Here is a 14,842-nt window from a genome sequence, read left to right on the forward strand (position 1 = left end):
CCGCACCGAACCGCCGGGCCCGCGCCGCGTCCGCCGGGGTGTCCGCGTTCGCCTCGACGCCCAGGCGGCGGCGCGCGTCGGCGTGGCGCAGCAACCGGTGGACCGCCGACACCAGCGGGTCGCTCTCCGGCGCCACCTCGCCCTCCAGGTACCGCATGACCGGGGACGGGCGCACCGGCACCTCGCCGAGGTAGACGTGCCCGTCGGAGCCGTCGATGGAGATGACGTCACCCTCGCGCACCACCGTGCCGCCGACCGTGAACCGGCGGGCCGCCACGTCGATCTCGATGGCCTCGGCGCCGCAGACGCAGGTCCGGCCCATGCCGCGGGCCACGACCGCGGCGTGGCTGGTCTTGCCGCCCCGGGCGGTCAGGATGCCGGCCGCCGCGATCATGCCGGGCAGGTCGTCGGGGGTGGTCTCGCGGCGTACCAGGATCACCGGGCCGGTCGCGCGGGCGGCCCGCTCGGAGTCGAACACCACCGCGCCGACGGCGGCGCCGGGGGAGGCCGCCACGCCGGTCGCCAGCGGCTCGCCGGCCGTGCCCCGGTCGAAGCGCGGGAACATCAACCGGGCCAGTTGGGCACCGGTGACCCGGGTCAGCGCCTCGTCCAGGTCGATGACGCCCTCGTCCACCAGGTGCGCGGCGATGGTGAACGCCGCCGCGGCGGTGCGCTTGCCGACCCGGGTCTGGAGCATCCACAGCCGGCCGCGTTCGATGGTGAACTCGATGTCGCACAGGTCGCGGTAGTGGAGCTCCAATGTGGACATGATGGCGGTCAGCGCGGCGTAGTTGCGCGGGTCCAGCGTCGCCAACTCCTCCAGCGGGATCGTGTTGCGGATGCCGGCCACCACGTCCTCGCCCTGCGCGTTGGGCAGGTAGTCGCCGTAGACGCCGCGGACCCCGGTGGCCGGGTCGCGGGTGAACGCCACGCCGGTACCCGAGTCGGGGCCGAGGTTGCCGAAGACCATCGCCATCACGTTCACCGCCGTGCCCAGGTCGCCGGGGATCCGCTCGCGCCGCCGGTACAGCGCCGCGCGCTCGGAGTTCCACGACCGGAACACCGCCCGGATCGCCAGGGCCAACTGCTCGTGCGGGACCTGCGGGAAGTCCTGCCCGGTGTGCGCGTGGAAGACCTTCTTGTACTCCTCGACCAGCACCCGCAGGTCGTCGGCAGTCAGGTCGGTGTCGGCCGCGGCCCCGGCGGCGACCTTGACCGCGTCCAGCGCCCGGTCGAACTGCTCGCCCGGCACGTCGCAGACGGTCCGGCCGAACATCTGGATCAGCCGCCGGTACGAATCCCACGCGGCCCGCTCGTCGCCGGTGTCCCGGGCCATGCCGTCCACCGTCTCGTCGGTCAGGCCGATGTCCAGGATCGTCTCCATCATCCCGGGCATGGAGAACTTCGCGCCCGACCGGACGGACAGCAGCAGCGGGGCGGCCGGGTCGCCGAGGCGGCGCCCCATCCGCTCCTGCATCCGCCTCAGGTGCTCCTCCACCTCGTCGAACAGGCCAACGGGGACGGTCCCGCCGGCCAGGTAGGCGCGGCACGCCTCGGTGGTGATGGTGAAGCCGGGTGGCACCGGCAGCCCCAGCCGGGTCATCTCGGCGAGGTTCGCGCCCTTGCCGCCCAGCAGGTCCTTCAGATCCTTGTTGCCCTCGGTGAAGTCGTAGACGTACTTACGCATCGCAATCCCCTCCCGCCGAGGTGGCTCTCCCCGTTCGTACCGCGGCCGGGGCTGCGCACAGGAGAGTCGAAGGTCCCGCCGGGTCGGGCCGTTGCGCGCATCCGCGCCGGCCGGGGCCGGTCCGACGATGGGGCGGCGAGGTGGGTCACGCCCGCGCGCCGCCGGCGGAGGAGGAGTCGTCATGCCCAGCCTGGCCATCTCACCGATGGACGTGCGGCTGTTGGACGCCGCACCGACCGACGTGTTCACCGACGCCGAGGTCGCCGGGGTGCCCGAACCCGTGCGCCGCTACCTGCGCGCGGCGATCACGTCGGGTACCCGCCTCGCCCACGCCGCCCGCCTGACCATGACCGGCCGCATCCGGCTGGGCGTCGGCTGGGTGCCGTTCCGGGCCGCCGAACTGCTCAGCCCGCACCGCGGGTTCCGGTTCGGCGCCCGGGTCGGCGGCCTCATCACCGGCTCCGAGGCGTACGCCGACGGCTGGGGCCAGGTGCACTGGAGCCTGCTCGGCCTGCCGATCGTCAACGCCTTCGGGCCCGACGTGGCGCGCGGCAACGCGGGGCGCGCCGCCGCCGAGGCGTGCTGGGTGCCGACCGCCCTGCTGCCCCGGTACGGCGTGCGGTGGACCGCCGACGACGACCACCACCTGCGGGCGGCGTTCCCGATCGACGGGCTGGCCTGCGACGTGCGCCTGACCGTCGACGACGAGGCCCGCGTCACCGCCGTCCGCCTCGCCCGGTGGGGCGACCCGGACGGCACCGGCACCTGGGGCTGGCACCGGTTCGGCCTCGACGTCACCGGCTACGCGAGCTTCGGCGGCCTGACCGTCCCGGCCGTCGGCATCGCGGGCTGGCACCCGGACACCGACCGCTGGGACCGCGGCGCGTTCCTCCAATGCCACCTGACCGCCCTGGACCCGGTCACCTAACCCCCACCCCACCCACTCGCCCCGCCCCGCTCGCGGCACGGGCGGGGCGAGTGGGGCAGTCAGTCGGGTGGCAGTAGGGCGCGGCGGGCGGTCAGGTAGCGGCGTTCGGCCTCGTTGCCGGTCAGCGCGGCCGCCCGTTCGTACGCCGCCGCCGCCTCGCCGGTGCGGCCGAGGCGACGCAGGAGGTCGGCGCGGACGGCGTGGAACACGTGGTGGCGCTCCAGGCCGCCGATCGCGTCGACCAGGGGCAGGGCGGCGGCGGGTCCGCGCACCTCGGCGAGCGCGACCGCCCGGTGCAGCGCCACGATCGGCCCCGGCGCCAGCGCCATGAGCTGGCCGTACAGGGTCAGGATCTGGGGCCAGTCGGTGTCGGCGGCGGCCCGGGCGTCCGCGTGCACGGCATTGATGGCGGCCTGGATCTGGTACTCGCCCGGCCGCCCCCGGCGCAGGCACCGGCGGACCAGATCCTGACCCTCGACGATCAGCGCGCGGTCCCACCGGGTGCGGTCCTGCTGGTCGAGGCGGATGAACTCCCCGCCCGGGCCGGTGCGGGCCGGCCGGCGCGCCTGGACCAGCAGCATCAGCCCGAGCAGGCCGAGCACCTCCGGCTCGTCGGGCATCAGCGCCGCGAGCGGGCGGCCGAGGCGGATCGCCTCCGCGCCCAGGTCGTCGCGGGTCAGGCGCGCGCCGCGGCTGGCGGTGTGGCCCTCGTTGAAGATCAGGTACACCACGGCGAGGACCGCGCGCAGCCGGCCGGGCAGGTCGGCATCGCGCGGGACCCGGTACGGGATGCCCGCGTCACGGATCTTGCCCTTGGCCCGGCTGATCCGCTGCGCCATCGTCGCCTCCGCGACCAGGAACGCGCGGGCGATCTCGGCGGTGCTGAGCCCGCCGAGCAGCCGCAGGGTCAGCGCGACCCGGGCGGCCGGGGCGAGCGCGGGGTGGCAGCAGGTGAAGATCAGCCGGAGCCGGTCGTCGCGCACGGGGCCCTCCTGCGTCGCCTCGGTGCCGTCCTCGGGCGGCCGCAGCGCCGCCGCCGCGTGCCGGTCGGCCCGGGTCGCCTCCCGCCGCAGCCGGTCGACCGCCCGGTTGCGCGCGGTCGTGATGATCCACCCAGCCGGGTTGGGCGGTACCCCCTCGGCCGGCCAGCGGCGCACGGCCGCGGCGAACGCGTCCTGGACCGCCTCTTCGGCGACATCGATGTCGCCGAAGGCGCGCACCAGGACCGCGACCGCCCGGCCGTACTCCCGGCGGAAGACCGCCTCGATCTCGCTGGTCACGCGATGGGTCGCACCTCGACCGGCAGCGTCGTGGCGCGCGCCATCCGGCCGCCCCAGGCCAGCGCGGCGTCCAGGTCGGACGCGTTGACGATCGTGAAGCCGCCCAGGTGCTCCTTGCCCTCCGTGAACGGCCCGTCGGTCAGCAGCGCCTCGCCGTCGCGGTCCCGCACGACGGTGCCGGCGCCGGGCGGGAGCAGGGCGGCGGAGAACACCCAGGCGCCGGCGTCCCGCATCTCCCGCTCCAGCGCGGCGAGCTCGGCCATGATCGGGGCGAGGACCTCGGGCGGCGGCGGGTCGCCGTCCGGCTGGTAGATGCTGAGCAGATACTGGCGCATGTCACGCGCTCCTTTCGGTCCTGGGGCGGTACATCGCGATGATGACACCGGTGGTGGGCACGGCCTCGGCCTCCTCGTCGATGGCGGCCCGCCGGTCGCCGGCCGCTCGCCATCTACACGAACGGGGCACCGCCGTTTCGACACCGCCGGCGCGGGCGCCGTCATGATTACGCTCCGTTGATATGTACTGGCGGGCCGTCGTCGCCGCCCTCGCGTGCGCCGTCGTGGCGACGCCCATGGCGGGCAGGCCGGAGCGGAGCGTGCGGGACGTGCCCTGCCCGGGCGCGGTCGCCCGGCCGGCCTCGGCCCGGCCGCACCCGTCCCCGCCGGTGCCGCCGCCGGCCGGCGCCGGTGAGCGGCTGCGGACCGCCGGCCTCGCGGTCCCGGCCGGCGCCACCCGCCCACCCGCGGTGACCGCCGACTCGTGGCTGGTCGCCGACCTCGACACCGGCGCGGTGCTGGGCGGGTGCGGGCCGCACGAGTACGGCCGGCCGGCCAGCGTGCAGAAGTTGCTGCTGGTGGCCGCCGTGATGCCCCGGCTGGACCCGAACCGGGTGGTCGAGGTGACCGAGGCGGACATGGACTTCGAACCGGGCAGCTCGGCGGTCGGCCTGGTGCGCGGCGGCCGGTACCGGATCGACACGCTGTGGCTCGGGCTGCTGCTCAACTCGGGCAACGACGCGGCCAACGTGCTGGCCCGCCTCGGCGGCGGCACCGCGGCCGCCGGCGTCGCCGGGATGAACGCCGAGGCGCGGCGCCTGGGTGCGTACCGCACGCACGCCGCCACGCCGTCCGGCCTGGACGGGCCCGGCCAGGTCACCACCGCGTACGATCTGGCCCTGATCGCCCGCGCGGACTTCACCCGGCCGGACTTCCGCCGCTACGTCGCCAGCCGCCAGGCGTGGATCCCGCCGCAGCCGCGGCTGCACCAGGCCGGGTACGGCATCCAGAACGACAACCAACTGCTGTACCGGTACCGGGGCGCGCTGGGCGGCAAGACCGGGTACACGGACCTGGCCCGGCACAGCTTCGTCGGCGCGGCGCAGCGCGACGGGCGGCGCCTGCTGGTCACCCTGCTCGGCGCCGACGCGTCCCCGCAACGCGGGTGGGAGCAGGGCGCGGCGCTGCTCGACTGGGGCTTCGCCCAGCCCCGCTCCGCCACCGTCGGCCGGCTCGTGCCGCCGCCCCAGCCGCTGGGCGGCTCGCCGGCCGCCACCGGCCGGGCGACGGGCGGGCCCGCCCCGGTCGCCGCGGAGGCCGCGTCCACCGCCGCCGGTGACCGGTCGACGCCGCGACTCGTCGGTGCGATCGGTGTCATCGCCGCGATGCTGGTCGCGGCGCTCGCCGGCGCCTGGTGGTGGAACGGGCGCCGGATCGGCCGGCGCCGCGGCGACCTCGACGCCTGAGCCAGGGCGCCCCCACCCGCCCCGCAGTCCGCCGCCCTGACCTCGGGCGCCTGAGCCAGGCGCCCTCACGCGCCCCGCCGCCTGACCTCGATGCTTGAGCCAGGCGCCCCGCCGCCCGCCGCCCTGACCTCGGGCGCCTGAGCCAGGGGCCCCAGGCGCCCCGCCTACCAGGCGCTGGCTCTACCCGGTGGGTGGCGCTCGGCGGCGAGGCGTGCGCGCCGGCGGTTCGCCACCACGAGGGCGGCCGCGCCGGCCAGCAGCGACGCGGCGCGCAGCGCGCCGGCCCGGTTCGGCGCCGGCGGGCCGGCCGGTTCGGCGCCGGCCGCCGCGTCCGCGACGAGGGCGGCGGTGTCGGTGTCGGGCAGGGCCAGCCCGGCGGAGCGGACGCGGTGCCCGTCCGCGCCGTCGATTAGGTCGGTCAGGGTCGCGCGGAGCGCGTCCGGGCGGCGGATCCAGGCGGCCACCCCGGCGCCGGCCATCACCGACGCGCTGGCCCGCCCGTGGCCGGGCAGCGGCCGGTACGAGGCGACCGGGATCCCCGCGACCATCGCCTCCCGGCTGCTCATCCCGCCGCCGTTCTCCACCACCACGTCGGCCGTGCGCATCAGCGCGGCCACGTCGTCCACCCAGCCCAGGACGTGCCCGCCGGCGCCCGTGGCGGCCCCGCGGCGCAGGCGCCGGTACAGGCGGGTGTTCCGGCCGCAGACCACGACCGGTTCGGCGGCCCGGGTCGCGCCGATGTCGGCGGCCGACGAGGCCAGGTCGCCCAGCCCCCACGAGCCACCCACGACGAGCGCGAGCCGGGCGTCGGCGGGCAGCCCGAACCGCTCCCGCGCCCGCCGCTTGGCCGCCGCCGGCACCGGGCGGAACCGGTCGGAGACCAGCGGGTCGACCACCCGGACGTCGGCGGCGCCGAGGGCGCGGGCCCGGGCGCCGGTCAGCGGGTGCGCGGCGCAGTGCACGTCCACCCAGGGGCAGACCCACGTCGAGTGCACGGAGAAGTCGGTGATGTAGGTGACGACCGGGACGGTCAGCCGCCCGGTCCGCCGCATCGGGCCGAGAACCTGGCCGGCGAACGGGTAGGTGGCGACGACCGCCCGGGTGTCGGCCGGGATCAGCCGGCGTAACCGGCGGTGCAGGGGGCGCAGCAGCGCCCGCATCAGGGGCACGGCGGCCGGGAACCGGTCGGTGACCCGGTACAGCGCCTCGTAGCTCCACGGCGCCCGGTTCACCATGCCCTTGTACGTGTGGAACACCAGCCGCCCCAGCCGCCACGGCAACTGGTCCAGCAGGTCCGCGTGGTCGACCCGGAACCCGAGCGCGCTGAGCCGGCGGCCCAGTTCCCGGGCCGCGCTGTCGTGGCCCGCCCCGATCGCCGCGGACACCACGACGATCCGGCCCGGCGCGGTACCGCCGTCTGCTGCACCGTCCATCGATTGCTTCATACCGACGAGGCCGGTGTTTAACCGCGGCATCCCACCCGATGGCTTCCGGCACGTTGATCTCCGCCGCGTCGGTGGCCGCCGGGAACTACCGGTCGAACGCGGCCGGGTGCGCGCGGGTCACCGATCAGCGGTCAGTCCTCGATGCGGTCGGACCCCGATCCTCGTCAGCAGCCGGAAGCGCGTCCAGCGTGGTGCCGGCCGCTCGTCGCTCACCGGGCTCACGCCGTCCCGGGCGTGCCCGGTGACTCCGTCGATCAGGGCGGTGATGGGCTCGGCGACCCAGTCGAAGTTGGGCACCGCGATGTGCTCCGCCTCGGCGCGGATGGTGCGCACGTCCGTCGAGTCGTCGATGTGGGGCACCGATGGCGTCCAACCGTGGGTTGTTTTCCTCTGGTTCATCGTCGCCTCCAGAGAACCCTGGTACCTCGCCAGCCTATCTCCGCCCCATGCGGCATATGCTCTGCGAACATCGCCAGAGCGCGCGCCCATCGCGTCGCCGCGACGAGTTCCCAACCGGCCCACCAGCGACCGGTGCGCCCCGCCGGTTGGGAGCACCCAAACGGTGACTGGCGAGCGCCCCCGGTGGTAGGAGGCCGCAACGGCCGCGCGGTGGACCGCGGTCGGTTGGCGTACTCATCCCGCATTGTTGACAATTCTGTCGGCAACCTCCTACCGTCGTACGGCGGACGCCGAGGAGGGCAGCCATGCGGACCGTTGTCGTCACCGATCCACCGCGGGCGGACATCCGCGACGCGGAGCGCCTCGGCGAGTACGGGGTCGCCACGGTGCACGAGGCGCTGGGGCGCGTCGGCTACCTCGGGCCACAGATCAGGCCCGCGTGGGCCGGGGCGCGGGTCGGCGGTACCGCCGTCACCGTTCTCTGCTGGCCCGGGGACAACCTGATGATCCACGTGGCGGTGGAGCAGTGCCGGCCCGGTGACGTGCTCGTGGTCGCGACCGCGTCGCCGTCGAGTGACGGGCTGTTCGGCGAGTTGTTCGCCACCGCGCTGGCCCGGCGCGGGGTCCGTGGTGTCGTGCTCGGTACCGGCGTGCGGGATGTGGCGCAGTTACGGGAGATGGGGTTCCCGGCCTGGTCGCGGGCGGTCAGCGCGCAGGGCACGGTCAAGGCGACCCCCGGTTGCGTGAACGTACCGGTCGTCCTCGGTGGGCAGACCATCCACCCCGGCGACGTCGTCGTCGCCGACGACGACGGGGCGCTGGTGGTGCCGCGTTCCGACGTGCCGCGGGCGCTGACCGCCGCGCGGGCGCGGGTCGACAAGGAGGACGCGACCCGCGCCGCCTTCCGGGGCGGCGAGTTGGGGCTGGATCGGTACGGGCTGCGCGCGAAGCTCGCGGACCTGGGCATCGAGTACGTCCCGTATGACGAGTACGGCCGGGGCGAGCCGTGAGCTACGGGCGGCGCCACAGGTCCATGATGGACGGAGGAGGCCGTTAGGCGTCGGTCTGCTGGAGCGCCGCGATGACGCTGCCGAGGTGGGCGCGGGCGGCCGCCTCGGCTTCGGCGGGGCGGCGCGCGGCGATCGCGTCCACGATCGCGAGGTGCTCCCGCAGGGAGACGGCCGGCCGCCCGGGACGCAGCGCGAGCCGGAACTGGTGCCGCACGAGTTGGCCGTTGAGCCGGTCGAGCAGGCCCGCGGCGACCGGCTGCGCCGCGTACTCGCGGACCAGGCGGTGCAGTTCGCGGTTGAGCGCCGAGTACCTCATCGGGTCGCCGCTGTCGACCGAGTGGCGCATCCGGTCGCAGAGGTCGGTCAGGACGCCGATCTGCTCGTCGCTGACCCGCTCGGCCGCCTTGGCCGCGCACAGCCCTTCGAGGACCATCCGGCACTCGGTGATGGCGACCGCCTCGGTCACGGAGACGACGCGGACCCGGGCGCCGCGGTTGGGGATCCGCTCGACCAGGCCCTCGGCGGCCAGGTCGATCAGTGCCGCGCGGAGGCTGGCGCGGCTGACGTTGAACGACTCGGCGAGTTCGGCCTCCACCAGCCGCTGCCCGGGCGCCAGGTCACCATTCGTCAGCGCGGTGCGCAACGCGTCGGCCGCCAGTTTCGTGGCGGCGGCGCCCTCGCGCGCGGTCTGTGCCATCGGTCCTCCGTTCGTCGGGGACGAGTCTAGGGCCGCGCTCGGCGGCGCCCCGGATATTGTCAACAATCTTCTAGACAGTTATTGCGACGGTCTCGCCCGCGTCGCTACGGTCTCGTCAACAGACCCGCCGGCCGCCGGCCGGCGCCCGGGGAGGCGCCTTGATCATCGACTGCCACGGCCACTACACCACCGCGCCGGCGGCGCACACCGCGTGGCGGGAGGCGCAGCGCGCCGCCTTCGCCGCCGGCACGCTGTGCCCGCCCTACCCGGCCATCCCGGACGACGCCATCCGGGAGTCCATTGAGGGCAGTCAGCTGCGCCTGATGCGGGAGCGCGGCGTGGACCTGACCATCTTCTCCCCGCGCGCCTCGGCGATGGGCCACCACGTCGGCGACGAGGCGGTCAGCGCCCGCTGGACGCGCGCCTGTAACGATCTCGTCGCCCGCGTCGTCGAGCTGTACCCGGAGAGCTTCGTCGGCGCCTGCCAGCTCCCGCAGTCGCCCGGCGTTCCCGTCGCCAACTCCGTCGCCGAACTGCGCCGCTGCGTCCTGGAGCTGGGGTTCGTGGGCTGCAACCTCAACCCCGACCCCAGCGGCGGCCACTGGACCTCTCCGCCGCTGACCGACCGTAGCTGGTACCCGTTCTACGAGGCGATGGTGGAGCTGGAGGTGCCGGCCATGGTCCACGTCTCGGCGGTGACCAACCCCAACTTCCACGCCACCGGGTCGCACTACCTCAACGCCGACACCGCCGCGTTCATGCAGTTCCTCCAGGCGGACCTGTTCAAGGACTTCCCGGACCTGCGGTTCGTCATCCCACACGGCGGGGGAGCGGTTCCCTACCACTGGGGCCGCTTCCGGGGCCTGGCCGACATGCTGGACCGGCCCGCCCCGGAGGAGTCCCTGCTGGGCAACGTCTTCTTCGACACCTGCGTGTACCACCAGCCCGGCATCGACCTGCTGTTCGGCGTCATCGGCGTGGACAACGTCCTGTTCGGCTCGGAAATGGTCGGCGCCGTGCGCGGCATCGATCCCCGCACCGGCCACCACTTCGACGACACCCGCCGCTACGTCGACGCGCTGGACCTGTCGCCAGCCGATCGGCACAGGGTCTACGAGGGCAATGCCCGCCGCGTCTACCCCCGGCTCGACGCCGCCCTCCAGGACCGTAACCGTTAGCGATGACGACCGGGCAGGAAAGGGATCGCTGCTCAAGCAGCCGGAGCCGGGAATGGGGTGGACCTCGCCGGGTATCCCGGCCCTGATGCCGCGTCCGTTCGAGGGAGGCTCGCCAGGTCGCTCCAGAACCCGAACAGCGACCGCATGCGGAAGGACTACGAGCAGTCCGACGTCGCGCACCTGCTGCGCAAACGCGAGTGGCACGGCTATGACGAAATGATCAGGTGGCTGAAGCAGGACGGCGACGCCGACTCCCGGCTGACGCCTCGCGAGGTGTCGCACATGGTCGAGGACCTGTCCCGGCTCAGGCAGCGCAAGACCCGGTTCATCACCGAACCCCAGCAGCTCTACCGGGAGCTCAAGAGCCGATAACGGCGCGGGGCCGGGACGGTGCGAGCCCGGCCCCGCGCGCCGGTTGACCCGCGTGCCGGTGGGCCCGACAGTGGTGGGGTGACGCGCGCCCTGGCGGCGCTGACCCTCGCCGCCTACCTCACCCTGGTGATCGACGTCGTCGGCGCGCACCGGCCCGCCCTCGCCCTGGCGCCCGGCACGGCTTTCCTGGTGGCCGCCACGCTCGGGTTCGAGTGGGCCCGGCGGCGGGCAGCGCGGTGGCCGGCCTACGCGTACGTCCTCGCGCTGCTGCTCCTCGGCTACGCGGTCTTCGTCGCCTCCGACGTCTCGGTCGGCGCGATCCTGCTGCTGGTCGTCCTGGTCAGCCAGGCCGTGCTGCTGCTGCCGCTGCCGGCGGCGGCGGTCGTGGTGGCGATCGTGCCGTTCTTCCACACCGGCATGGCGCTGGCCGACGGGCTGCGCGAAGGGCTGGGGCTGCTCGCCGTGGCGGTCTTCGCCGCCGTGCTGACCAAGCTGCTGGCCCGCGAGCAGCGGGCCCGGGCCGACCTGGCCGAGGCGCACGCCCAACTCCGGGAGTACGCGGTGCAGGCCGAGCGGCTGGCCGCCGTGCAGGAGCGCAACCGGGTCGCGCGGGACATCCACGACGGGCTCGGGCACGCCCTCACCGTGGTGCAGATGCAGATCAAGGCGGCCCGCGCGGTGCTCCCGGACCGCCCCGACCGCGCCGATGAGGTGTTGGCGAAGGCGCAGGAGCAGGCGGAGGAGGCGTTACGCGAGGTGCGCCGCTCGGTCTCCGCGCTGCGCGAGCGCCGACCGGTGGCGCCGCTGCCGGAGGCGCTGCGGGCGCTGGCCGCGGAGGCGTCGGCCGCGGGCGTACCGGCCAGAATAGGCGCGCGTCCGGCCGCACCAGCCGGCACGGCAGTGCCTTTCCGGCCCGCTGGCAACAGCGACGGGACCTGGGCTATGCAGGCCAAACGGCGGCCAGTAGGGTCAACGGGTCTGGCGCCGGTCCAGCCCGGTAGGCGGCGCCGGAAGGAGACGCAATGCCCCCGCTTCCGCCGTCCGTCCCCGGTCCCGTCAACACCACCGGCTAGCCATGAAGCACGCACATCGCCCGCGGCACCTGCGGCCGCGCGCCACCCGCCGGTTCTTCCCCGTCGCCGTGCTCGCGGCGGCAGCGACGGCCGTCGCCGGGACGGTGCTGAGCGTCGAACTGGCGCTGAACGCGGCGGACGGCCCGCCCCGGGCGGGTGCGAACGGCCCGGCGGGCATCGCGGCGACGGGCGGGCCGGACCAGTCGGCCGTGCTGGAGCAGACCGCCGGGGGGACGCCCGCGCAGCCCGTACCCACCCCGGATCCGACCGTCCCGGTGGCGACCGGACCCGCGCCGACGCCGTCCACCGTTCCGGCACCCGGCTGGAACGCCCCCGCGGGATCGGCTGCCCCGTCGCCCGCGCCGGCCCGGACGCCGCCGGCCCCGGCACGCGCGCAGCCCGCGCCGAAGTCGACGGCGCCCCCACCGAAGTCGACGGCGCCCGCGCCGACGCCGACCGACCCGGCCCCCACTCCGACGCGCACCCCGTCGCCCACGCCCACGCCCACGCCCACGCAGTCGACGTCCCCGACGGCCACGGCGTCGGTGTCCCCCACGGAGTCACCGACCCCGCCCGACGTGCCCGATCTGACGACGGAGCCCGCACCGACCGCGACGGCCGGTAGCTAGGCCGGTACCGGCGCGGTTTCCCAAACAGCTCGGGGTGGGCGGTAACCGCCGCCGGTGAGCCGGGCGCTCACGCGATGAGCAGCGAAACCTCCCCATTGGACAGAGCCGCCATGTACGCCGGTCCCCTCGGCCCGACGGGGCCACCCGAGAGCATGTCGAGGACACGCCCCGGGTCCGCCCTGCCGACCGGTACCACCGGGCTACGCTGCGCTGCCGAACCCGAGGAGGCCGGACATGACCGACACCGCTATCCAGCGGCGTCGGCCCGGGTACGCCGGGAACGTCGCCGCCGTCGCGACCGCACTGGAGTGCTGGCCTTCACCGCCGACTCCGTCAACGGCGTCGCCGGCCACGTGATGGTCGCGCTGACCTCCAGCGGATTCGCCTGGGGGCTGGCCGCCGTCCTGGCCGGCCGCCACGCGGATACCGTGCGGCGTGCCGTCGCCGGCGCCACCGGCCTGCTGGTCCTGGCCACCGTGCTGTACTACCTGCTCATCCTGCTGGTCAGCCGCCGATGGAGCGGTGCCACCCTGGCGGACGGCAGTTCGGCCGACATGGCCGGACTGCGCTCGGTCGCGATAATGCCCGTGGTGTGGCTGGTCGCGGCACACCGTCTCGGCCGCGCCTGGCCGGCGCTGCTCGCCGCCACCGTCGCCGCCGCGACGGCCGGCACCCTTGTGGTATGCCTTGGGGCTGATCCAGTCTGCTTGAACTGTGGCGCCCGTACGGGAGCCCCGGGAGCCGGGCGCAGGAAGATCGGCTCGGACGATGGGGCCGGTTGCGGACGGGGATCGTCGGGGGTGCGGACTACGGTGACGCCATGAGCGACGCGAACGACCGCCCCTGGGAGCCGCCCCTGTCCGGTACCGAGGTCGAGCACCTTGTCGGCGCGCTCGACCGGCTGCGCGCGACCTTCCGCTGGAAGGCCGACGACCTGGACACGACCGGCCTGCGCACCCGCGTCGGCGCCTCCACGCTCACGCTCGGCGGCCTGCTCAAGCACCTCGCCATGGTGGAGGACCACACGTTCACCGGGAAGCTGCGGGGCGAACCGATCGGCGGGCCGTGGGCGGCCCTGGGCTGGGACGGCACCAACGACTGGGAGTTCACCTCGGCCGGGGAGGACAGCCCGGAACTGCTCTACGCGCTGTGGGACGCCGCGGTCGACCGGTCCCGGGCGCGGCTCGGCAGGGCGCTGGCCGAGGGCGGGCTCGACCAGCCCGTCCACGCGAGCACGCCGGACGGGCGGCAGGCCAGCCTGCGCCGGCTCGTCTGCGATCTCATCGAGGAGTACGGCCGGCACACCGGCCACGCCGACCTGCTGCGCGAGGCCGTGGACGGCCGGGCCGGCGAGGACCCGCCGGCGCGCTGGCGCGCGAAGGGCCCGGCCACGGGCTGAGCGGCCCCTCCTGGCCGGCCCAGCCCGGGGCGCCAGGGCAGGCAGTGGTGATCGCCGCCGTCCGAAAGTCGGTTGCCCCTGAAGATCGACTAACGCACCCTGGCCGGGTGCGGATGCATGTTGACCAGGTGACGGTGCCCGTCCAGACGGTGCGCGAACTCATCGACGAGCAGTTCCCGCAGTGGCGGCACCTGCCGGTCCGGGCCGTCGCGTCCGAGGGGACGGTCAACGCCATCTTCCGCGTCGGCGACCGGCTCGCCGCCCGGTTCCCGCTCCGGCCGCAGGACGTGGCAACGGCGCGGCGGTGGTTGGCGTCGGAGGCGGAGGCGACCCGCGCACTCCTGGGCCGCACCCGGTTCCCCACGCCCGTACCGGTCGCGCTCGGCGCGCCAGGCCCGGGGTACCCCATGCCATGGTCCGTGCAGACCTGGCTGCCCGGCGTCGTGGCCAGCGCCGAGGACCCGGGAGAATCCGAGGCGTTCGCCCGCGACCTGGCCGAGTTCATCACCGGCGTGCGCGCCATCAACACCCAGGGCCGTACCTTCCCGGGCTCCGGCCGGGGCGGCGACCTGCGTACGCACGACGCGTGGATGACCGAGTGCTTCGACCGCAGCGAAGGGCTCCTGGACGTACCCCGGCTACGCCGGATGTGGGCCGTCATGCGCGACCTGCCCCGCGGCGCGGACCCGGACGTCATGAACCACGGCGACCTGATCGCTGGCAACGTCCTCGTGTCGGGCGGGCGGCTGGCCGGCATCCTCGACGCGGGCGGCCTGGGCCCGGCCGATCCCGCCCTGGACCTCATTGGCGCCTGGCACCTGCTTGAGCCCGGACCCCGCCGGCTGTTCCGCGACGCCGTCGGCTGCGACGACGCCGAGTGGGAGCGTGGCCGGGCGTGGGCCTTCGTCCAGGCGATGGGCGCCGTCTGGTACTACATCGAGAGCAACCCCACCATGAGCCGGATGGGTAGCCGCACCCTCGCGCGCATCATCGCCGCCTGAGTA

General features: G+C 75.0%; 15 protein-coding genes. 9 read left to right on the plus strand and 6 right to left on the minus strand.

The window, feature by feature from the left end; all coding sequences use genetic code 11:
* Window positions 1-1,687, minus strand: a 1,687-nt coding sequence (locus tag KJS59_RS29555; RefSeq protein WP_213457106.1) for a pyruvate, phosphate dikinase, incomplete at its 3' end; no start/stop codon positions are given.
* Window positions 1,688-1,868: 181 nt separating this feature from the next.
* Between KJS59_RS29555 and KJS59_RS29560 the strand changes: the two genes are divergently transcribed.
* The gene (locus tag KJS59_RS29560; RefSeq protein WP_213457108.1) at window positions 1,869-2,615 is read left to right on the plus strand and encodes a DUF6544 family protein; all 747 of its coding nucleotides are present in this window, start codon (window positions 1,869-1,871) and stop codon (window positions 2,613-2,615) included.
* A gap of 59 nt (window positions 2,616-2,674) precedes the next feature.
* Here the strand turns inward: KJS59_RS29560 and KJS59_RS29565 are convergent, their stop codons facing one another.
* On the minus strand, window positions 2,675-3,895 hold the full coding sequence (locus KJS59_RS29565; protein ID WP_213457110.1) for an RNA polymerase sigma factor: 1,221 nt from the start codon (window positions 3,893-3,895) through the stop codon (window positions 2,675-2,677).
* A complete protein-coding gene (locus KJS59_RS29570; protein WP_213457113.1) occupies window positions 3,892-4,230 on the minus strand; it encodes a YciI family protein in 339 nt (112 codons plus the stop codon). The genes KJS59_RS29565 and KJS59_RS29570 overlap by 4 nt, the downstream gene beginning before the upstream one ends.
* Before the next feature lie 182 nt (window positions 4,231-4,412).
* Between KJS59_RS29570 and KJS59_RS29575 the strand changes: the two genes are divergently transcribed.
* The gene (locus KJS59_RS29575) at window positions 4,413-5,636 is read left to right on the plus strand and encodes a D-alanyl-D-alanine carboxypeptidase family protein (protein WP_213457115.1); all 1,224 of its coding nucleotides are present in this window, start codon (window positions 4,413-4,415) and stop codon (window positions 5,634-5,636) included.
* Between the two features lie 164 nt (window positions 5,637-5,800).
* On the opposite strand, the gene KJS59_RS29580 is transcribed toward KJS59_RS29575, so the two are convergent.
* Window positions 5,801-7,069: an MGDG synthase family glycosyltransferase gene (locus KJS59_RS29580; RefSeq protein WP_213457117.1), complete on the minus strand. Its 1,269-nt coding sequence runs from the start codon at window positions 7,067-7,069 to the stop codon at window positions 5,801-5,803.
* 129 nt (window positions 7,070-7,198) lie between these two features.
* The gene (locus KJS59_RS29585) at window positions 7,199-7,441 is read right to left on the minus strand and encodes a hypothetical protein (protein WP_213457119.1); all 243 of its coding nucleotides are present in this window, start codon (window positions 7,439-7,441) and stop codon (window positions 7,199-7,201) included.
* Between the two features lie 344 nt (window positions 7,442-7,785).
* On the opposite strand from KJS59_RS29585, the gene KJS59_RS29590 reads away from it, so the two are divergent.
* The gene (locus KJS59_RS29590) at window positions 7,786-8,490 is read left to right on the plus strand and encodes a 4-carboxy-4-hydroxy-2-oxoadipate aldolase/oxaloacetate decarboxylase (RefSeq protein ID WP_213457121.1); all 705 of its coding nucleotides are present in this window, start codon (window positions 7,786-7,788) and stop codon (window positions 8,488-8,490) included.
* Window positions 8,491-8,533: 43 nt separating this feature from the next.
* Here KJS59_RS29590 and KJS59_RS29595 read toward each other — a convergent pair whose 3' ends face one another.
* Entirely contained in the window at window positions 8,534-9,187 is a 654-nt protein-coding gene (locus KJS59_RS29595; protein ID WP_213457123.1) for a GntR family transcriptional regulator, read from the minus strand.
* Window positions 9,188-9,345: 158 nt separating this feature from the next.
* Here KJS59_RS29595 and KJS59_RS29600 point away from each other — a divergent pair, with 158 nt between their 5' ends.
* The 6 genes from KJS59_RS29600 to KJS59_RS29625 all read left to right on the plus strand — a co-directional run bounded on the left by KJS59_RS29600 (window position 9,346) and on the right by KJS59_RS29625 (window position 14,839).
* Window positions 9,346-10,365 (plus strand): amidohydrolase family protein, encoded by a 1,020-nt coding sequence (locus KJS59_RS29600; RefSeq protein ID WP_213457125.1) that lies wholly within the window; start codon window positions 9,346-9,348, stop codon window positions 10,363-10,365.
* Between the two features lie 144 nt (window positions 10,366-10,509).
* On the plus strand, window positions 10,510-10,737 hold the full coding sequence (locus tag KJS59_RS29605) for a hypothetical protein (protein WP_213457127.1): 228 nt from the start codon (window positions 10,510-10,512) through the stop codon (window positions 10,735-10,737).
* A 78-nt stretch (window positions 10,738-10,815) separates the two neighbouring features.
* Window positions 10,816-12,435, plus strand: coding sequence for a histidine kinase (locus tag KJS59_RS31950; RefSeq protein ID WP_213457129.1), 1,620 nt, complete (start codon window positions 10,816-10,818; stop codon window positions 12,433-12,435).
* A gap of 312 nt (window positions 12,436-12,747) precedes the next feature.
* Window positions 12,748-13,263 carry a hypothetical protein gene (locus KJS59_RS29615; protein WP_213457131.1) on the plus strand — a complete coding sequence of 172 codons (516 nt, stop codon included), beginning with the start codon at window positions 12,748-12,750 and terminating at the stop codon, window positions 13,261-13,263.
* Complete coding sequence (locus KJS59_RS29620) at window positions 13,260-13,838, plus strand: mycothiol transferase (protein WP_213457133.1); 579 nt, start codon at window positions 13,260-13,262, stop codon at window positions 13,836-13,838. Before KJS59_RS29615 ends, KJS59_RS29620 begins: the two co-directional genes overlap by 4 nt.
* Window positions 13,839-13,951: 113 nt before the next feature.
* The gene (locus KJS59_RS29625; protein WP_213457135.1) at window positions 13,952-14,839 is read left to right on the plus strand and encodes an aminoglycoside phosphotransferase family protein; all 888 of its coding nucleotides are present in this window, start codon (window positions 13,952-13,954) and stop codon (window positions 14,837-14,839) included.
* Window positions 14,840-14,842 lie beyond the last annotated feature (3 nt).

The organism is Rhizomonospora bruguierae, from assembly GCF_018397995.1.
Taxonomy (GTDB): domain Bacteria; phylum Actinomycetota; class Actinomycetes; order Mycobacteriales; family Micromonosporaceae; genus Rhizomonospora; species Rhizomonospora bruguierae.